Below are 19,793 nucleotides of genomic sequence, written 5' to 3'. Positions count from 1 at the left end.
CCTCGCCCCTCCCCACGGTCCTGCGCTGTCCGCACGGTCCGCGCCCTTGCTGAAGACATCGGGCACGGACCGCGGGACCGCGGGGAGGAACGGAAGGGTCAGCGGATCAGGGCAGGGTCCACTTCTGGTTGGCGCCGGTGTGGCACGTCCACAGGTGCACGGGCTGACCGTCGGCCGGGTTGTTGCCCGAGACGTCCAGGCACTTGCCGGTCTGCGGGTTCTTCAGGGTGCCGTCCGCCTGCGCCGACCAGTTCTGCGCGCCCGTGCCGTTGCACGTCCACAACTGGATCTTCGTCCCGTCCGCCGACGCGCCCCCGGAGATGTCCAGGCACTTGCCCAGCGCCTTCACCGTCGAGTTCGGCGTCACCGTCCACGTCTGCGCCGCGGAGCCGTTGCAGGTCTGGATCTGGATCTGGGTGCCGTCGGCCGTGGCGCCGTTGCGCACGTCCAGGCACTTGCCGCCCAGGCCGCGGATCGGGCCGACGCCGCCGCTGCCGCCGGACCTGACCAGGGTGAAGTCGTCCACGTCGAAGAGCCCCGTGCCCGACCCGGTGAAGGTGAGGTAGAGGTCCCGGGTGCCGGACGGCACGCCGGAGAGGGTGGTCGTGACGTCGGCGAAGGTGCTCCAGCCACCCGTGTTCGGCACGGCGACCGAGCCGAGCACGGTGCCGGTCGTGGACCCGGTACGCACCTGGATGGTGCCGCCCGGCCCGCCGGAGACCACCCGCGCCCGCAGCGACGTGACGCCGGTCAGGTCGACCCCGGCGTACGCGGCCCAGTCGCCCGGGTCGATGTGGCCGAGGGTCTGCCCGCCGTTGGCGCCGGCCTTGGCGAACGGGGCGACCCCGCCGGCCGAGCTGAACGCCTCCGCCTGGACGGTGGTGTTCCCGCCCGGCGGGTTGACGCCGAGTTCCTTGATCCGAATGTTGCGGAACGAGGCGTCGTCGCCGGTGCCGTGGTTCTGCAGCCCGATGTGGCCGGCGAGCGAGCGGACCGGGTCCGTGTTCGTGAAGTCGTTGATCTTCACCCCGTTCAGGAAGACCTGAAGGCGCTCACCCTCGACGAGCAGCTCGTAGGTGTTCCACTCCCCCGGCGGGTTCAGCGCCGCGTCCCGGGCGGCGATGTCGGCGGACTTGAAGGTGTAGACCGCGCCGGTGGTGCGGTCGGCCGCGTCGGTGGCGTCGATCTGGACCTCGTAGCCGTTGTTCACCGCCGACCAGGGGTCGCTGGAGGCCGGGAACCCGATGAAGACGCCGGAGTTGTCGTCGCCGGCGAGCCGCCAGTCCAGCTTGAGCGAGTAGTTGGTGAACTGCTTCGCGCTGTACCAGTAGAGGCCCATCCCGCCGACCGAGGTCAGGGTGGCGTCGGCGTTGCTGAAGCTGCCCGGCCCGGCCTGGGACCAGCCGGTGGTCGCGCCGTTGTAGAGCGCGGTGTAGCCGGTCTCGGCCCGGCAGTCGGCCTTGGCCCGGCCGGCCGCGTACCGGATGCCGCCGAGCAGGTGGGCGCGGAACGCCGGCTCGGCGTACGACGCCTGGGTGTGCCCTCCGCCGGTGTAGAAGGACCGGCCGCCGCTGTAGGTCTTGCACCAGGAGTGCGGGTGGTCGGCGCCCATCGAGCCGCCCGTGTAGGACGACTCGTCGAGGGTGGCCAGCACCCGGGCCGTGGAGCGGGCGTTGGTCTGGTAGTTGTACCACTCGTCGGTGCGGGTCCAGGTCTGCGGCAGGTGCGCGGTCGCCGCGTGCGCCCGGTTCTCCGCCTTGACGTTCGCCTGCTGGATGTGCGGGTGCGAGGCGAAGTACGCCCCGACCAGGTTGCCGTAGAAGGACCAGCCGTACTCGGTGTCGGCGGCGGCGTGCACGCCCACGTACCCGCCGCCGGCGCCGATGTACGACTCGAAGGCGCTCTGCTGCGTGGCGTCGAGCACGTCGCCCGTGGTGTTGAGGAAGACCACCGCCTCGAAGCGGGACAGGTTGGCGGTGGTGAACTGGGCGGCGTCCTCGGTGGCGGTGACGGTGAAGTTGTTGGCCGCGCCGAGGTCGCGGATCGCCTGGGTGCCGACCGCGATGGAGTCGTGCCGGAAGCCGGCGGTCTTCGAGAAGACCAGCACGTCGTACGGGGCGTCGGCGGCGCTGGCCGGCGTGGCCGGGGTGGTGCAGGCGAGGACGGCGAGGACGGCGGTGGCCGCGCCGAGGAGGGGTCGGAGGAGTCTGCGCATGTCGCTCTCCAATGCCGGGGGTGTTCAGGGGCCTGCCGGAGCGGGGAGGGGCGCAACGCCCCTCCCCGCCTCAGCTCAGGGCAGGGTCCACTTCTGGTTGGCGCCGGTGTGGCACGTCCACAGGTGCACGGCCTGACCGTCGGCCGGGTTGTTGCCCGAGACGTCCAGGCACTTGCCGGTCTGCGGGTTCTTCAGGGTGCCGTCCGCCTGCGCCGACCAGTTCTGCGCGCCCGTGCCGTTGCAGCCGTACAGCTGGATCTTCGTCCCGTCGGCCGAGGCGCCGCCGGAGATGTCCAGGCACTTGCCCAGCGCCTTCACGGTCGAGTTCGGCGTCACCGTCCACGTCTGGGCGGCGGAGCCGTTGCAGCCGTAGATCTGGATCTGCGTGCCGTCGGCGGTGGCCGCGTTGCGTACGTCCAGGCACTTGCCGCCGAGTCCGACGACCGGGCCGGTGCGGACCGCCGAACCGGTGGTGAAGGCGAACGTGTCCACGTCGTAGAGCGCGCCGGTGCCCGTGCCGGCGAACGTGAGGTAGAGCGTGCCGGTGCTGGCCGGCGCCCCGGAGATGCTGCCGCTGACCGTGGTGAACGTGTCCCAGGCGCCGGTGACCGGGACGGTCGCGGAGCCGAGCACGGTGCCCGTGGGCGAGCCGACCCGCACCTGGAGGGTGCCGCCGGCGCCGGCCGAGGAGACCCGGGCGCTGAACGAGGTCGCGTTGTCGATCCGGTACGGCTCGAACGCGATCCAGTCGCCGTTGTTGATGTCGCCGACGGTCTTGCCGCCCTCGGCGGTGCCCTTGTCGAAGGTCCCGATGCCGGAGGAGGTCTTGAAGTGCTCCGCCTGGCGCTTGCGCGGCTGGAGGGTGTGCTGCTTGTGCGTGGTCAGCCCGCCCGCGTCGGTGTACTCGGCGTCGAAGATGGCGAAGATGTTCGCCGCGTCGTCGTGTTCACCGTCGACCGGGATGGTGATCGAGCCCGAGCAGCCGTTCTTCGAGGTGATCTGGTGGCCGTGGTTGTCGTGGCCAAGCACGTAGGTCATCTTGACCTTGGTGCAGTCGATGGCGGCGTCCTCGGGGTCGGTCACCGTGATGCTGAACGGCACGGTGTCGCCGTAGCTGAACAGGCTGCCGTTGGCCGGGCTGTTGATGGTGACCGTGGGCGCGGTGTTGCCGACGCCGATCTGCACGTTCGCCGTGCCGGTGGCGCCCTGGGGGTCACGGACGGTCAGCGTGACCTGGTAGGTGCCGTTGGCGGTGTACGTCTTGCTGGGGTTGGCCGCCGTCGAGGTGGTGCCGTCGCCGAAAGCCCAGGAGTACGTGAGCGCCCCGCCGTCGGGGTCGCTGGACCCGGCCGAGGAGAAGTTCACGGTCAGCGGGGCCGCGCCGGAGGTCTTGTCGGCCGCGGCGACGGCGGTCGGCGCCCGGTTGCCGCCGGCGATGTAGTCGTAGCGGTAGAGCGCCGAGTTGGCGTCGCCGTTGAAGTACCCGGTGCCGTAGTCGAGGATGTAGAGCGCGCCCTCGGGCCCGAACGCCATGTCCATGATCTGCTTGCCGTTCCACGGGAACGTGTCGATGGTTCCCGGGCTGCCGTCGGCGTTGAGGTGGATCGGCTTGACCCAGCCCCGGCCGAGTTCACCGGCGAAGAACTGCCCGTCGAAGGACTGCGGGAACTTGGTGGTGGAGTTCAGCGCGGCGTCGTACCGGTAGACGGGGCCGCCCATCGGCGACTCGGAGCCGCCGCCGAACTCGGGCGGGGTGCCGGCGTCGCCGGCGTACCGGATCCAGGCCGGCTTCGCCCCGGGCAGGGTGGGCAGGCCCGTGTTGCGGAAGGAGTTGTTGGTCGGCCCGCCGGAGCAGTTGTACTTCGCACCGCCGGTCCCGGCGGCGAAGTCCCACTCGGCGTACGTCTCGGTGGCGGTGTTGGTGCCGGTGCAGTACGGCCAGCCGTAGTTGCCGGGCCCGGTGACCCGGTTGAACTCCACCTGGCCGCTCGGCCCCCGGGCGCTGGTGGTGCCGGCGTCCGGGCCGTAGTCGCCCACGTAGACGATGCCGGTGGCCCGGTCCACGCTCATCCGGAACGGGTTGCGGAAGCCCATCGCGTAGATCTCGGGGCGGGTCCTCGCGTCCGAGTCGACGAACATGTTGCCCGCCGGGATCGAGTACGTGCCGTTGGCGTTCACCTTGATCCGCAGGATCTTGCCGCGCAGGTCGTTGGTGTTGGCGGCGCTGCGCTGCGCGTCGTACGCGGGGTTGCGGTTGGTGCGCTCGTCGATGGGCGCGTACCCGGCCGAGTCGAACGGGTTGGTGTCGTCGCCGGTGGAGAGGTAGAGGTTGCCGGCGGCGTCGAAGTCGATGTCGCCGCCGACGTGGCAGCACATGCCCCGGTCGGCGGGCACGTCGAGGATGTCGACCTTGCTGGCGGTGTTGATCGTGAAGTCGGCGTTGAGGGTGAACCGGGAGAGGCGGTTGACGCCCTGCCAGGCCGAGAAGTCGCTGCCGGTGGCCGGCGCGTCGCCGGCCGGGGTGGACAGCGGCGGCGCGTAGTAGAGGTAGATGTGCCGGTTGCTGGCGAAGTTCGGGTCGGCCCCGACGCCCTGCAACCCCTCCTCGTCGTGGGTGTAGACCGGCAGCGTGCCGATCACGGAGGTGGTGCCGGCGGAGTCCGTACGCCGGACGGTGCCGTTGCGGGCGGTGTGCAGGACCGACCGGTCCGGCAGCACCGCGATCGTCATGGGCTCGCCCACCTCGGCGACGCCCTTGGCGAGGGTGACCTGCTGGAAGTCGGTGCCGACGATGGGGTGGGCCTGGGCGGGGGTGGGGCCGCCCAGCGGGGCCGGGCCGGCGCCGAGGGCGACCGAGCCGGCGGTGGCGACCAGCAGCAGCGCCGAGCCGGCGGAGAACCGCCGTCGGAGCCGGTGGGTGGGGGCGTCCTGGGTGGACATGGGTGTGCCGTCCCTTCCTGACGAGTGACTGCCAGGGCGGGCGCGCGCCGTCGCGCCGGATGCCGTAGCGGGGGATGCGGTCGGCCCGCCGGGGTGCCGTGCCCGGCCGGCCGTGACCTGCGAGGGATGGAGTGGACCCCATCGATCGGAGGTCACCAGTCGATGGGTTCCCGCGCCGCCGGTTCACCTCGACGAAACAAATTCGTGATGGCCCGACATTAAATGGCAGACATCGATGTGTCCATACCTTCCGCCGATTCGGCACCAACTTTCGTCGATCTCGTCAAAAGTCGGCGACGAGGAACGCCGCCCTCTGCCGTTGCACCTCGCCGCCGAGGGCGGCGGGTGGCCCTCGGCGGCTCCGGCAACGGAAGGGGCGGTCTGTTCAGCGGGGACGGTCCACGGCCTGGGCGGCGAGGGCCGTCAGGGCGGCCCGGGCCTCGGCGGTCACCGGGGCGGACCCCAGGGCCGCCAGGGCGGCCTCCGCGCGTACCCGGATCATCCCCTCGATCCGCTCACGGGCCCCGGTGCCCTCGATGATCTTCCGCAGCTCGGCGGCGCCGTCGCCGTCGAGCGCCGGGTTGCCGAACAGCTCCCGCAGCCGCGCGGCCTGCGCCCGGTCGGCGGCGCCACGGGCCAGCGCCATCATCACCGTCGGCTTGCCCTCCCGCAGGTCGTCCAGGACCGACTTGCCGGTGACCGTCGGGTCACCGAAGACCCCCAGCACGTCGTCGCGCAGCTGGAACGCGTCGCCCAGCGGGTCGCCGAACTCGGCCAGCGCGGCGACCAGCTCCGGTCCGGCCCCGGCCAGCGTCGCCCCGATCTGCAACGGCCGGGTGACCGTGTAGCGGGCCGCTTTCATCCGGACGACGGTCAGCGCGCTCGCCACCGACCCGTCGCCGACCCCGGAGACGAGGTCCAGGTACTCCCCCGCGATCACCTCGGTGCGCATCAGCGCGTAGACCGCGTACCCCCGGTGCACCCGCCCCACGTCCAGGCCGCACTCGTGGAACATCTGGTCGGACCAGGCGGCGCAGAGGTCGCCGCAGAGCAGCGCGGTGTTGCGCCCGTACGCCTCGGGGTCGCCCCGCCAGGACGAGCGGGCGTGCAGGTCGGCGAAGAGCCGGTGCACCGAAGGCCCGCCCCGGCGGCGGTCGCTGCCGTCCAGGATGTCGTCGTGGATCAGCGCGAACGCGTGGAACAGCTCCAACGCGGCGGCGGCCACCACGATCGGGGCGCCGTCGACGCCGCCCGCGCCCCGCCATCCCCAGTAACAGAAGAGCGGGCGCAGCCGCTTGCCGCCGGCCAGCACGAACCGGTGCAGTGCGGTGAAGACGCCCCGGGGCGCCCCGTCCGGCCAGTCCCGGCCCTGCCGGTCGAGGAAGGCGGCGAGCGCGGCGTCGAACCGGTCCCGCAGCCCGCTCGTGTCGGTCGGGGCGACGACGGCGGTCACGGCGCCTCCCCGGGCCGCCCCGCCGACGTCGCAGTGGACGGCGCGGCGCGACGCGGCGGCGCGACCGTGTCGGCGGCCGGCGGCGGGTCCGCGTCGGCGGCCGGCGGCGGTGCCAGCCCCGCCAGCTCCAGCAGGAGTGCCTTGACCTCGGTCGCGGCGACCCGGTCCCGGGCGGCGGACGGGTCGGAGCAGAGCAGCACCGGCCCGTCGGCCGGGTCGGCCGGGAGCCGGCCGTGCGACCCGCGTACCGCACGGGCGCCGGCGTCCAGCCCCACCACGCTCATCAGGTAGCGCATCCCGAGCTTCTTGCGGGCCAGCGCCACGGCGGCCCGCCGCTTCGCCGTGCCCGGCGCGTCCGGGTCGAAGAACAACTCGGCGGGGTCGTAACCCGGCTTCCGGTGGATCTCCACCAGCCGGGCGAAGTCGGGCGCGCGGTCGTCGTCGAGCCAGTAGTAGTAGGTGAACCAGGCGTCCGGCTCGGCGACGAGGACCAGCTCTCCGGCGCGCGGGTGGTCCAGCCCGTACGCGGCCCGGCCGTCGGCGTCGAGCACCTCGGCCACCCCGGGCAGCCCGGCGCAGAGCGCCGCCACCGCCGGCACGTCGGCCGGGTCACGGACGTAGACGTGCGCCACCTGGTGGTCGGCCACCGCGAAGGCCCGCGAGGTCCACGGGTCGAGGTACTCCATGCCGGCCTGGGTGTGCACCCGCAGCAGCCCCTCGGCGCGCAGCAGCCGGTTGACGTCGACCGGCCGGGAGACGTCGGTGATGCCGTACTCGGAGAGCACCACCACGGTGGCGTCGCGGGCGCGGGCGGCGTCCAGCAGCGGACCGAGCACCTCGTCCAGCTCGGCCGCCGCGGCGGCGGCCCGGGGCGACGAGGGGCCGTGGCGTTGCAGGTCGTAGTCGAGGTGCGGGACGTAGACCAGGGTCAGGTCCGGGGACTGCTCGGCGAGGATCCGCTCGGCGGCCCGGCAGATCCACGCCGACGACGCCAGCCCGGCGCCCGGCCCCCAGTAGCTGAACAGCGGGAAGGTGCCGAGCCGGTCGGTGAGGTCGTCGTGCAGCTCCGGCGGGTCGGTGTAGCAGTCCGGCTCCTTGCGCCCGTCCGCGTGGTAGACGGGGCGCGGGGTGACCGTCCAGTCCACGTCGGCGCCCATCGCGTACCACCAGCAGACGTTGGCGACCGTGAAGCCCGGCTCGACCCGGCGGGCGGCCTGCCACAGCTTCTCCCCGCCGACCAGGGCGTGGTGCTGCCGCCAGAGCAGCACCTCGCCGAGGTCGCGGAAGTACCACCCGTTGCCGACGATCCCGTGCCCGGCCGGGAGCGCCCCGGTGAGGAACGTCGACTGCACCGGGCAGGTCAGCGCGGGCAGCACGGTGCCCAGCTCGGCGCGGAAGCCGGCGTCGGCGACCGCGCGCAGCCGGGGCATGTGCGCCAGCAGGCGCGGGGTCAGGCCGACCACGTCCAGCACCACCAGCCGCCGGCTCATGTCGTCACCTCGCTCCGCCCGACGCCGCCATGAGCCACCCCAGCCCCGTGTCGATGACTCGCTCGCTGACGCTCGCTCATGCCGTCACCCCGCTCCGTCCGGCGTCGCCGGGAGACACCCCGGCGCGGTCCCGGTGTTCCGTTGGCGTCAGGCCCACGGCGACCAGCTCGGCGTGGGCGAAGGCCAGCTCCGCGGCGATCCCGGCGGCCAGCTCCGCGTCGGTGCGCGGGCGCCGCGCGGCCGGCAGCACCCCCCAGGTGTACGTCTCGACGTCGAGGTGGTCGCAGCCCGCCCCGGGCCCGGCGTAGAGCGCGGCCAGCGCGGCGCGCAGCACCGGCAGGGTGGAGCCCAGCGGCGGCTCGGGCGGGGCGTGCAGCGGCACGTGGTAGTGCACCCGCCACGGCCCGGGCAGCCGCGCGGCCAGGGCGGCGTCGAGGTCGTCGGCGGCGTGGGCGGGGTCGGCCGGGTCCGCCGCGCCCGCGCAGCCGGCGGCGCGGGTCTGGTGCAGGAAGCGCGGCTCCACCCAGCGGCACAGCGCCGGCGTCGCCTCGGCGGGCGCCTCGATGGCGACCGAGACCTGCACCTTCACCACCGGCAGGCCGGCCGTGCGCAGCCGGCGCAGCGCCTCGGCCGGCTCCTCCCAGGCGCAGGCGAGGTGGGCGAGGTCCAGGCAGACGCCGAGCCGGTCGGTGTCCAGGCCGGACAGGGCCGCCACGGCCTGGCCGCTGCTCTCCACCACGCAGCCCGGCTCCGGCTCGAAGCCGACCCGCACCGCCCGGCCGGTCTCCCGCTCGACGGCCGCGAGACCGGCCGACAGGTCGTCGAGCCGTCGGCGGGCGGCGTCGGCGCGGGCGGCGTCCCAGGGTTGCCGCCAGGCCAGCGGCAGGGTGGAGACCGAGCCCCGGGCCGCGTCGTCGGGCAGCAGGTCGGCGAGCACCCGGGCCAGGTCCAGGGTGTACGCCAGCCGAGCCGGCGTGGTCCAGTCCGGGTGGTACACGTCGCCCTTGACGACGGGGGCCTGGAAGTCCGCGTACGGGAAGCCGTTGAGGGTGACCACCTCCAGCCCCCGGACGGTCAGCTCGGCGCGCAGCCGGCGCCGGGCGGCCGGGTCGGCGGCCAGCGCGGCGGCGGCCGGGGCGGCCAGCCACAGCCCGAGGCCCAGCAGGTCGGCGCCGAGCGCCTCGCGTACGGGCACGGCGTAGGTGTCGAGCTGGCGGAGGATGCCGGCGAGGTCCTCGGCGGGGTGCACGTTGGTGCAGTAGCCGAGGTGGACGGTGTCGCCGCCGGCGTGCCGCAGCCGCATCAGCTGCCGCCGCGCAGGATCGAGTTGCCGGCCCAGGTGCCGGTCGACGCGTCGGCGGCGTGCTCCAGGTCCGTCAGGTCGAGCCGCCCGGACTGGCCGTAGAACTCGACCGGGTTGCGCCACAGCACCCGGTCCACGTCGTCGTCGGTGAAGCCGGCCAGCAGCATCGCCTCCCCGGTGGCCCGGGTGAGCAGCGGGTCGGAGCGCCCCCAGTCGGCCGCCGAGTTGACCAGCACCCGCTCGGTCCCGTACGCCCGCAGCAGCTCCACCATGCGCGGCGGGGACATCTTGGTGTCGGGGTAGATGGAGAAGCCCAGCCAGCAGCCGGTGTCCCGGACCAGCCCCACCGTCACCTCGTTGAGGTGGTCGAGCACCACCCGGCCCGGCTCGACGCCGGACTCGGCGACCACGGCGAGGCTGCGTTCGACGCCCCGAGCCTTGTCCCGGTGCGGGGTGTGCACCAGGGCCGGCAGGTCGTGGGCCACGGCCAGAGCGAGTTGGGCGGCGAACGCCTCGTCCTCCTCCGGCGTCATCGAGTCGTAGCCGATCTCGCCGACCGCCACCACGGCGTCCTTGTCGAGGTAGCGCGGCAGCAGGTCGAGCACCGGCCGGCAGCGTGGGTCGTTGGCCTCCTTCGGGTTCAGCGCCACCGTGGCGTGGTGGCGGATCCCGAACTGCCCGGCCCGGAACGGCTCCCAGCCGACCAGCGAGTCGAAGTAGTCGGCGAAGGAGGCGGGGCTGGTGCGGGGCTGGCCGAGCCAGAACGCCGGCTCCACCACCGCGCGGACGCCCGCGGCGGCCATCCGCTCGTAGTCGTCGGTGGTCCGCGAGGTCATGTGGATGTGCGGGTCGAAGATGCGCATCAGGCCTCCTGGATTTCGCGCAGCCGGGCGAGCAGGTCGGTCGCGTCCGCCGGCATGGCCCGCCCGGCGGCCTGCCGCTCGGCGGCCAGCCCCGCGAGCATCGCGGCGAGTTCGCCGTCGGCGCGGGCGTCGAGGTCGTGCACCACGGCCAGCGGTACGCCGGTGAACACGCACTTGAGCACCGCCTGCCGCCAGGCGGCCGGGTCGAGGTGCCGGGCGTACGGGCCGAGGGCGGCGGCCAGCAGCCGGGTGTCGTTGGTGCGGATCGCGTCGTGCAGCAGCGGCGCCCCGGCCGCGCCGATCGGCAGCAGCGGCAGGGCCTTGAGCACGGCGCGCTTCTCGGCGGCGTCGCCCTGCCGGTAGCGGGCCTGCGCGTGCGCGGCGTGGTCGCCCGGCAGCGCGGTCAGCAGCAGGGCCCGGGCCGCCTCGTCGGCGCTCCAGCCGGGCGCCCCGGCCAGCGGTGCCCGGCCGCATTTCCGCCCGGCGGCCGGGAAGAACCGCTCGATGGCCGCCGGTTCGGCCGCCACCCGCCGCAGCGCCGCGTCGAGCCAGTCGGGATCGGGTACGCCCCGCAGCGCGGCCCGCAGTTGATCCGGTGTCATCCCGTCTCCTCTCTCGTGCTGCCGACGTGGCCCCGTCACCGTTCCGGTCGCGCCGCTTCCCTCCCGTTGGCACCCGGTCCCGGTCGCGCCGCCTCCTTCGCGGCGGCGCGCAGGAAGTCGAGCGAGCGGGCCGCGACGGCGGGGGCGGCGTGCGAGTGGCGGGGCAGCTCCACGGCGACCAGTCCCCGGTAGCCGGCGTCGCCCAGGGCACGCAGCACGGGCGGGAAGTCGATCTCGCCGGTGCCGAACTCCAGGTGCTCGTGCACGCCCCGGCGCATGTCGTCGATCTGCACGTTGACCAGGTGCGCGGCCACCTGGCGTACGCACTCGGGGACCGGCCACGGCTCCAGGCAGCGGCAGTGTCCGATGTCGAGGGTGATGCCGAAGCCCGCCGGATCGCCGAGGGCGCCGCGCAGCCGGCGCCAGCCGGCGATGTCCTCGACCAGCATGCCCGGCTCCGGCTCGAAGCCGAGGGTCGTCCCGGCCGCCTCGGCGGCGTCGAGGACCGTGGCGCAGCCGGCGACCAGCCGGTCCCAGGCGGTCGCCGGTTCGACGTTCTCCGGTCGGACGCCCGCCCAGAGGGTGACGGCCTCCGCGCCCAGGTCGGCGCCGATCCGCACGGCCCGGCGCAGGAACTCGACGCGCCGCGCCGGGTCGTCGTGCAGCAGCGTCGGGGCGTGCTTGTGCCACGGGTCGAGCAGGTAGCGGGCGCCGGTCTCGACGACCACGGCGAGGTCGAGCGCCGCGAGCCGGCGGGCGACGGCGGCCACCCGGCGGGCCAGCGCGGGCGCGAACGGGTCGAGGTGGTCGTGGTCCAGGGTGAGCGCCACGCCCTGGTAGCCCAGGTCGGCGACGACGGCGAGCGCGTCGGTCAGCCGGTGGTTGGCGAACCCGTTGGTCCCGTAGCCGAAGCGCGGGCCGTCGCCGCCCCGGTCGGCCGCGCCGGCCGCCGCCCGGCCCCGGTGGGCGGTCACGTCGGGGAGACCTTCCGGGCCAGCCGGCCGCCGAGCGGCGCGGCGGCGGCCACCGCCAGCCCCAGCAGCCCGGCCCCGGCGCGTGCGGCCAGGGCGCCCTGCAACGCGGGCAGCCCGGTGATCCCGGCTCCCACCGCCGCCCGCACCCGGCCGGCGCAGGGGTCGGCCGCCGCCCGGGCCTGGGCCGCGCCGTAGCGGGCCGCGTACCAGCCGGCCAGCAGCGCCGGCAGCGCGGCGGCGACGCCGGGGGCGGGCCGCGGGGCGCGCTCGGGCACGTCGGTGGGCGTGGCGCGGGTCGCGGCCCGGGGGCGGCGGCCCGGCCCGGCCCGGTCGGGGCGCGGCCGGACGGCGGCGCTCGCGGCGACCAGGGCGGTGCCGGCGAGGGTACGCAGCGGCAGCGCGGCGTCGGCGCCGGTGACCTCCCGGCGGGAGAGCGCGGTGACCGTCCACGTGTGCGCGGCCACGGTGACCGCCGCCGGCACCGCCCGCAGCGCCCGGCCGCCCGTCGCACCGAGCAGCACGTCCAGCCCTCGGCAGGCGGCCATCACGGCCGGTCCGGCGGGCGTGTCCTTCGCCGCCAGGTCGTACCCCCAGACGGCGGCGGCGAGGCCGACCGCGACCGTCGCGGCGCGCCGGCCCCCGGCGGCGGTGGCCAGCGCGACCCCGGCGGCGGTGAGCCCGGCGGCGAGGCCGAGCGCGACCCCGGGGGCCACCCGGCCGCTGGGGATGGGCCGCTCGGGGCGTTCGACGGCGTCCAGCCGGCGGTCGGCCCAGTCGTTGGCGGCCATCCCGGCCCAGTAGAGCAGGACGGACGCGCCGGCCAGCGCGGGCGTACGCCGCCCGAGGGTGCCGGCTGCCGCCGCCCCGGCGACGACGTCCCCGGGCACCGACAGCGCGGCCGGCGCCCGGACCAGTTCGGCGAGGTCAGCGACGCGCGGCATCGGTGCCTCCCGCGTGCAGCCGCTGGGCGAAGCCGCACAGCCGGGTCCACTGGTCGGCCAGCGAGTGGGTGGGCGTGCCGAACGGGTCCTTGAAGAAGAAGGCGAGGTCGGTCAGGGGGCCGGCGTGGCCGGCGGCGTGCGCGGCGGCGGTGAGTCGGGCCAGGTCGAGCACGAGGGGCGCGGCCAGGGCGGAGTCGCAGCCGTGCCAGGTGAACTCCATGCGCATCCCGGTGCCGAGGAACCCGGCGAACGTGATCAGGTCCCAGGCGGTCTTGAAGTCGCCCAGCGCCTCGACGTACTCGATCCGGGTGCCGCCCTGCGGCAGGTGGCCGAGGGTCTCGCCGAGCACCCGCTGCTTGCTCTCCGCCTTGGCCGCGTTGGCCGCCGGGTCGGTGAGGGTGGCGCCGTCGCCGCCGCCGAGCAGGTTGATCCCGGACCAGGAGCGCACCGCCAGGTGCCGCATCGCGAACATCGGCGCGAGCACGGACTTGACCAGGGTCTCCCCCGTCTTGCCGTCGTGCCCGGCGTACGGGATCCCGCCCTCGGCGGCCAGCGCCAGCAGGGCCGGCAGCCGCAGCCCGGTGGACGGGGTGAAGTCGACGTACGGGCAGCCCGCCCGCACCGCCGCGTACGCGTAGAGGGAGCTGGGCGGCAGCACCTCGTCGCCACCGGCGAGCGCGGCCCGCAGCGCGTCCGGGTCGGCGTGCCCCGGGTGCGGGCGGGCGGCGGGTTCGGTGGCCGAGACGTTGACCACCACCACCCGGTCCAGCCCGTGCCGGCGGCGGAAGTCGGTGAGGTCGCGTACGGTCGCGGCGGCCCGGTCCGCCTGGGTGCCGACGGCAGGGGCCGGACGCAGCTCGCGTTCGACGGCGGCCAGCTCGTCGGGGAGGGCGGCGACCAGCCGGCCGGGCAGCACGCCGGCGGCGGCCAGCGTCTCGGCCCGCTTCGCCAGCGGGGTGGTGACGACGTCGTGCCCGCCGAAGACCAGGTCGGTGAAGGCCGGCAGGGCGGGCCCGCGCAGCTCGGGAAGTTCGGTGACGCAGCCGGTCGGGCCGGTGAGCCCGGACCGCAGGGCGAGCGCCCCCACGATGCTGGTGGTCGCGACCGAGCCGCGCGCTCCCACCAGCCAGACACCCGTACGCATGGTGCTCCTTCCCGATCAGGAGGAACCAGCCGTGCATTGAGTTACATAGATATCAGAAGTTTGTTCAGAAAGATACGGATCTATGCGGATGGGCCCCGTCCGCCGGCCGCCCCGGGAGGAGCCCACCGGTCCGGTGTCGACGTCGGCGGCGACGACCCCGGCCCGGTTCCCGGCGCGGGCACGGACGGACGGGGCTGGCAGGCAGGGCCGGTCGGCGTCTCGTCCCTGCCTCCCCCGCATCCGCCGGTCGGGACGACGGCGCGCGCCGACCGGACGTCGTGGGGTGGCACGGCCCGGCGGGGTCGCCGGGTGGTGACGGTCCTCCGGTGCGACCGGGGAATCCCGGTCCGGCCGCACCGGACGACCGTTCTGCTCGTGCGTCACCGGGCCACGCCGGCCCGGCCGCACGCCCTCCGGTGCTGACCTCGTCCCGGCCGCGGGGCGCAACCGCGGCCGGTCCCTCGCCGGTCGGCACCGGAGTCGGCTCAGGCGGCGACCGTGGCCAGGGCCGGCTCCACCTCGGTCCACGAGGAGCCGAGCTCCGCCGACCGGGTCACCGCGTCCAGCACCAACTGGACCTGCAACCCGTCGACGAAGGAGGGGGCCGGGTCGACGCCGGTGGCGACCGCCTCGACGAAGTCCCGCATCTGGTGGGTGAAGGAGTGCTCGTAGCCGATGAGGTGGCCGGGCGGCCACCAGGCGGACATGTACGGGTGCTCCCCCTCGGTCACCAGGATGCGGCTGAACCCCTGCTCGGCGGCGGGTCGCGTCGCGTCGTAGAACTCCAGCTCGTTGAGGCGCTCCAGGTCGAAGGCCACCGTGCCCAGCGAGCCGTTGATCTCCACCCGGAGGGCGTTCTTGCGTCCCGTGGCGAACCGGCTCGCCTCGTACGTCGCCAGCACGCCGCCGTCGAGCCGGGCCACGAAGACCGCCGCGTCGTCGACGGTGACCGCCCCGGTGGCCGGGCGGTGGCCGTCGGGACCGAGGCCGTCGGCCGCCGCCCCGTCCACCGTCGCCGCCAGCCCGCTCGACCCGGCCGGCAGCGGCCGTTCCCTGACGAACGTCTCGGTGACCGCGCTGACCCCGGTGATCCGCCGGCCGGTGACGTACTGGGTCAGGTCGATGATGTGCGCCCCGATGTCGCCGAGCGCGCCCGAGCCGGCCCGGTCCCGCTGCAACCGCCAGACCAGGGGGAACTGCGGGTCCACGATCCAGTCCTGCAGGTACGTCGCCCGGACGTGCCGGATCACCCCGAGCCGCCCGTCGGCGACGAGCTGGCGCATCATCGCGACCGCCGGCACCCGTCGGTAGTTGAACCCGCACATCGACCGCACCCCGGCGGCCTGCGCGGTGACCGCCGCGGCGGCCATCGCCCGGGCCTCGGAGACCGTGTTGGCCAGCGGCTTCTCGCACAGCACGTGCTTGCCGGCGGCCAGCGCGGCGAGGGCGATCTCGGCGTGGCTGTCCCCCGGCGTGCAGACGTCGACCACGTCGATGTCGTCCCGGGCGATCAGGTCGCGCCAGTCGGTCGTGTACGCGTCCCAGCCGAGCCGGTCGGCGGCGTCGGCCACCTTCCCGGTGTCCCGGCCGCAGATCAGCGACATCCGGGCCCGCGTCGGCAGGTCGAACACCCGGTTCACGGTGCGCCACGCCTGCGAGTGCGCGGCGCCCATGAACGCGTAGCCGACCATGCCGACCCGCAGTTCTCTGTCTGTCGTGGACAAGGTGGGTCTCCCCCCGTGTATCAGAACCCGAGCTTGAGGTAGTTGCCCGCGTTCTCCTTGGTGATCGTCTCGGAGGCGAGGATGATCTCCTTGGGCACCTGGAGTTCCACCAGGTCGGACATGCCCTTGCCCTGGCCGATCAGGCGGGCCAGGGAGATGGCCGAGGAGGCCATCGAGGGGCTGTAGGTCACGGTCGCCTTGAGCACCGTGTTGTCCGCCTGGATGTCCTCCATCGCCTTCTTCGAGCCGGCGCCGCCGACCATGAAGAACTCCTTGCGGCCGCTCTGGCTGACCGCGGCCAGCACGCCGATGCCCTGGTCGTCGTCGTGGTTCCAGAGCGCGTCGATCTTCGGCAGGGCCTGGAGCAGCTGCGCCGCCTCCTGCTGCCCCGAGTCGGCCGTGAACCGGGCCGCCCGGCGGTTGGCGACCTTGAAGCCGCTCGCCGTCAGGGTGTCGACGAAGCCCTTCGACCGCTCCTGGGTCAGCTCCAGCTCGTCCATACCGGCGATCTCGCCGATCACCGGGTTGCTGATGCCCTTGGCCTTGAACTGCTCGATCATGTAGGTGGCGGCGGCCACGCCCATGCCGTAGTTGTCGCCCTTGATCTGGAGCCGGTAGGCCCGCGCGTCGGGGAAGGCCCGGTCCAGGTTGACCACCGGGACGCCGGCCTTCATCGCCTCCAGGCCGAACGCGTTGAGCTCCTTGCCGTCGTGCGGCAGCAGCACGATCACGTCGGGCTTCTGCGAGATCAGCGTGGACAGCGCCGCCCGCTGGGCCGCCGCGTCCGCGCCGGCCTCGACCGACTTGAACTCCACGTCGGAGTACGCCCCGGCCTGCGCCTTGGCGTTGTTGGTGATGGCGGCGATCCAGCCGTGGTCCGCGGCCGGCGCGGAGAAGCCGATGACGACCCGCTTGCCGGGCTCGCTGTTGCCGCCCGGCGCGGCCGCCGCCTTGGTCTGCGCCTCGGTCGGCTGGGCTTCGTTGCTGGTGCAGCCGGCGAGCAGCACGCCGGCGCCGACGGCGGCCCCGCCGAAGAGCAGTCGGCGGCGCGACATGTCGCGACTGTGCTGGGTCATGACGACCTCCTGGGTCTGACGGTGGTGGAGGAAATCTCGCGGTGCGGGACGGAGGAGAGCGTGCGGTGCCCGGCCACCGTCGCTCGGGTGGCCCGGATGCCGCACGGTCGTGCGGTGCGGATCAGGTGGTGGTGAGCCGGTTGCGGCCGAGGAACTGGGTGAGGCTGCGGAACTGGACCTGCTGGACCAGGACGGCGGCCACGATGATGCCGCCCTTGACCATGTTCTGGGCCTCCGTGGAGAGGCCGTTGATGGCGAAGAGGTTGGTGATGGTGGCGAAGATGACCACCCCGAGCAGGGAACCGATGATGGTGCCCCGCCCGCCGCTGAGCAGCGTGCCGCCGATGATCGCGGCGGCGATCGCGTCCAGCTCGTAGAGGTTCGCCATCGCCGCCTGCGCCGAGTTGGCCTGGGCGGTGAGCATGATGGCGGCGATCCCGCAGCAGAGGCCGGAGAGCGCGTAGAGCAGCACGGTGTGCCGCCGGACGTTGATCCCGGCGAGCCGGGCGGCCTCCGGGTTGCCGCCGACGGCGACCGTACGCCGGCCGAAGGTGGTGCGGTTGAGCAGCACCCAGCCGGCGGCGACCACGGCGGCGAGGATGTAGACCAGCAGCGGGATGCCCAGCAGGCTGTTGCTGGCGAGGCCGTTGATGAAGCCGTTGTCCGACACCTGGGTCTGCTTGTCGGAGATCTCGGCGGCCAGGCCCCGGGCCGCCACCAGCATGGCGAGGGTGGCGATGAACGGCACCAGCCGGCCGTACGAGATGAGCAGCCCGTTGACCAGCCCGACCGCCAACCCGACGGTGAGCGCGCTGAAGATCATGCCGCCGGCGCCGTAGCTCTGGGTGGCCACCGTGGTGCACCAGACGCCGGCCAGCGCGACGATCGCGCCGACGGAGAGGTCGATGCCACCGCCGATGATCACGAAGGTCATGCCGACGGTGACCACGCCGACCACGGCCGCCAGCTTGAGGATGCTCAGGACGTTGTCCCACACCCAGTCCGGGTTGGAGTAGAGGTCGGAGCGGGTGAGGGCGCCGATCACGACGAGCACGGCCAGCACCCCGATCAGGCCGAGGTTGCGGCGGACGCCCTCGCCGCCGTCCCCCCGCCACCAGGAGATCCGGCCCGGTGCCGCCACCTTGTCGACGGCCGCCGCGGTCTGCGCCGGGTCCACCGGCGGCGACTGCGCCGGCAGCTGCGCCGCCCGCTTGGGCGCCACGGTGGGAGTAGGACCCTCGGTCATGCCGGTGCGCCTTCCATCAGGGACCCCGCCATGACGAGGTCGAGCACGGTGTTCTCGTCGAGTTCTCCGGCCGGGGCCTCGCGGACGACCCGCCCCTCCCGCATCACCAGCACCCGGTCGGCCAGGCCGAGCACCTCGGGGACCTCGCTGGAGACCAGCAGCACCCCGACGCCGCGCGCGGCCAGACCCCGGATCACCTGGTAGAGCTCCGCCCGGGCGCCGACGTCGACGCCCCGGGTCGGCTCGTCGAGCAGCAGCAGCCGGGTGTCGCCGAGCAGCCAGCGGCCGACCACCACCTTCTGCTGGTTGCCGCCGGAGAGGGTGCGCACCGGCCGGCGTACGTCGCGGGGGCGCAGCTCCAGGCTCTCGGCGATCCGGTCCGCCTCGGCCCGTTCCCGCCCGGCGTCGGTGAACCCCGCGCGGGCGTACCGGGCGAAGGTCGCCAGGGTCACGTTGCGGTAGATCGGCTCGCCCAGCAGCAACGCCTGGCTCTTGCGCTCCTCGGGGGCCATGCCCATGCCGGCCCGCACCGCCGCGCCGACGCTGCCGGGCCGCAGCGCCCGACCGGCCATCCGCACCGAACCGGCCTCGGCACGACGCGCGCCGTAGATGGTCTCCAGCAGCTCGGAGCGGCCCGAGCCGACCAGTCCGGCGATGCCGACGATCTCGCCGGCCCGGACCCTGAGCGAGACGTCGGCGAACTCGCCGGCCCGGGTCAGCCCCTCGACCGTGAGCAGCTCCGCGCCGCCGGCCGCGCCGGCCGGGCGGTCCGGGAAGACGTACTCGATGGTGCGGCCGGTCATCCGGCTGACCAGGTCGCGGGTCGGGGTGTCGCGGGCCGACAGGTTCGCCGCCGTGGTCCGGCCGTCCTTGAGTACGGTGACCCGGTCGCCGATCTCGCGGATCTCCTCCAGGCGGTGCGAGATGTAGATGACGGCGATGCCCTGCGCGGTCAGCTCCCGGATGATGCGGAACAGGTTGCCCACCTCGTCGTGGGCCAGTACGGCGCTCGGCTCGTCCATGATGATCAGCCGTGCCTCGTGGGAGAGCGCGCGGGCCATGCTGACGATCTGCTTGCCGGCGGCGGGCAGCGCGCGCACCATCCGTCCGGGCGGGATCTCGGCGTGGCCGAGCCGCCCGAGGATCTGCCGGGTGTGCCGGGCCATGGTGCCCCGCCGGACGAAGCCGAGCCGGCGCGGCTCGTGGCCGAGGAAGGCGTTCTCCGCCACCGAGAGGTCCTCGACCAGGTCGAGTTCCTGGTAGATGGTGGCGATACCGGCGCGCATGGCGGCCTGCGGGTTGGCGAAGGCGACCGGTTCGCCGCGCCACTGGACGAGCCCCGAGTCGGGCCGGTGCACCCCGGCCAGCACCTTGATCAGGGTGGACTTGCCGGCGCCGTTCTGCCCGAGCAGGCAGTGCACCTCACCGGCACGCACCTCCAACTGCACCCCGTCCAGGGCCCGTACGCCCGGGAAGGTCTTGACCACGTCGGTGAGGCGCAGCACCACCTCGCCCGCGACGGCGTCGGCGGGCGCCTCGACCAGCGGGGCGCCGGCGGGGACGGCATCCACCGGCCCGGCGGCCGTCTCCTCGGATCGGGCCACGGTCTCCTCCTCGCGCTCGATCACGATGCCTCATCCGTTCGCGACTGCGGGGCTCGCAGACCCGGCCCACTCCTCGCGCTCACGACGACCTCTCCGTTCGCGACTGCGGGGCTCGCAAACCCGGCCCACTCCTCGCGCTCACGACGACCTCTCCGTTCGCGACTGCGGGGCTCGCAAACCCGGCCCACTCCTCGCGCTCACGACGACCTCTCCGTTCG

General features: G+C 74.2%; 14 protein-coding genes. All 14 read right to left on the bottom strand.

Annotated features, from left to right (window positions below; all coding sequences use genetic code 11):
* Nucleotides 1-106: 106 nt before the first annotated feature.
* Nucleotides 107-2,215, bottom strand: coding sequence for a ThuA domain-containing protein (locus AB0883_RS15220; protein ID WP_366641788.1), 2,109 nt, complete (start codon nt 2,213-2,215; stop codon nt 107-109).
* A 75-nt stretch (nt 2,216-2,290) separates the two neighbouring features.
* The gene (locus AB0883_RS15215; RefSeq protein ID WP_366641787.1) at nt 2,291-5,155 is read right to left on the bottom strand and encodes a PQQ-dependent sugar dehydrogenase; all 2,865 of its coding nucleotides are present in this window, start codon (nt 5,153-5,155) and stop codon (nt 2,291-2,293) included.
* Nucleotides 5,156-5,540: 385 nt separating this feature from the next.
* Nucleotides 5,541-6,608 carry a polyprenyl synthetase family protein gene (locus AB0883_RS15210; protein WP_366641786.1) on the bottom strand — a complete coding sequence of 356 codons (1,068 nt, stop codon included), beginning with the start codon at nt 6,606-6,608 and terminating at the stop codon, nt 5,541-5,543.
* Nucleotides 6,605-8,098: a nucleotide pyrophosphatase/phosphodiesterase family protein gene (locus AB0883_RS15205; RefSeq protein ID WP_366641785.1), complete on the bottom strand. Its 1,494-nt coding sequence runs from the start codon at nt 8,096-8,098 to the stop codon at nt 6,605-6,607. Before AB0883_RS15205 ends, AB0883_RS15210 begins: the two co-directional genes overlap by 4 nt.
* Before the next feature lie 76 nt (nt 8,099-8,174).
* Nucleotides 8,175-9,401: a metabolite traffic protein EboE gene (gene eboE, locus AB0883_RS15200; protein WP_366641784.1), complete on the bottom strand. Its 1,227-nt coding sequence runs from the start codon at nt 9,399-9,401 to the stop codon at nt 8,175-8,177.
* Nucleotides 9,401-10,264: a TatD family hydrolase gene (locus AB0883_RS15195; protein ID WP_366641782.1), complete on the bottom strand. Its 864-nt coding sequence runs from the start codon at nt 10,262-10,264 to the stop codon at nt 9,401-9,403. Before AB0883_RS15195 ends, eboE begins: the two co-directional genes overlap by 1 nt.
* Nucleotides 10,264-10,866, bottom strand: coding sequence for an EboA domain-containing protein (locus AB0883_RS15190; RefSeq protein ID WP_366641781.1), 603 nt, complete (start codon nt 10,864-10,866; stop codon nt 10,264-10,266). The genes AB0883_RS15195 and AB0883_RS15190 overlap by 1 nt, the downstream gene beginning before the upstream one ends.
* 35 nt (nt 10,867-10,901) lie before the next feature.
* A complete protein-coding gene (locus tag AB0883_RS15185) occupies nt 10,902-11,840 on the bottom strand; it encodes a sugar phosphate isomerase/epimerase family protein (RefSeq protein ID WP_366641780.1) in 939 nt (312 codons plus the stop codon).
* Entirely contained in the window at nt 11,837-12,781 is a 945-nt protein-coding gene (locus tag AB0883_RS15180; RefSeq protein ID WP_366641779.1) for an SCO3242 family prenyltransferase, read from the bottom strand. The genes AB0883_RS15185 and AB0883_RS15180 overlap by 4 nt, the downstream gene beginning before the upstream one ends.
* Nucleotides 12,765-13,925 carry an inositol-3-phosphate synthase gene (locus AB0883_RS15175; protein ID WP_366641778.1) on the bottom strand — a complete coding sequence of 387 codons (1,161 nt, stop codon included), beginning with the start codon at nt 13,923-13,925 and terminating at the stop codon, nt 12,765-12,767. The genes AB0883_RS15180 and AB0883_RS15175 overlap by 17 nt, the downstream gene beginning before the upstream one ends.
* 485 nt (nt 13,926-14,410) lie before the next feature.
* Nucleotides 14,411-15,649: a Gfo/Idh/MocA family oxidoreductase gene (locus tag AB0883_RS15170; protein WP_366641777.1), complete on the bottom strand. Its 1,239-nt coding sequence runs from the start codon at nt 15,647-15,649 to the stop codon at nt 14,411-14,413.
* Nucleotides 15,650-15,669: 20 nt separating this feature from the next.
* On the bottom strand, nt 15,670-16,725 hold the full coding sequence (locus AB0883_RS15165; RefSeq protein ID WP_366641776.1) for a substrate-binding domain-containing protein: 1,056 nt from the start codon (nt 16,723-16,725) through the stop codon (nt 15,670-15,672).
* Between the two features lie 121 nt (nt 16,726-16,846).
* A complete protein-coding gene (locus AB0883_RS15160; protein WP_366641775.1) occupies nt 16,847-17,971 on the bottom strand; it encodes an ABC transporter permease in 1,125 nt (374 codons plus the stop codon).
* Nucleotides 17,968-19,479 carry a sugar ABC transporter ATP-binding protein gene (locus AB0883_RS15155; RefSeq protein WP_366642228.1) on the bottom strand — a complete coding sequence of 504 codons (1,512 nt, stop codon included), beginning with the start codon at nt 19,477-19,479 and terminating at the stop codon, nt 17,968-17,970. The genes AB0883_RS15160 and AB0883_RS15155 overlap by 4 nt, the downstream gene beginning before the upstream one ends.
* Nucleotides 19,480-19,793 lie beyond the last annotated feature (314 nt).

Origin of the sequence: Micromonospora sp. NPDC047812 (genome assembly GCF_040704175.1) — a bacterium.
Classification (GTDB): Bacteria; Actinomycetota; Actinomycetes; order Mycobacteriales; family Micromonosporaceae; genus Micromonospora.
Note: the sequence above shows the minus strand (reverse complement) of the source record. Positions and strands in the feature narration are given on the sequence as shown.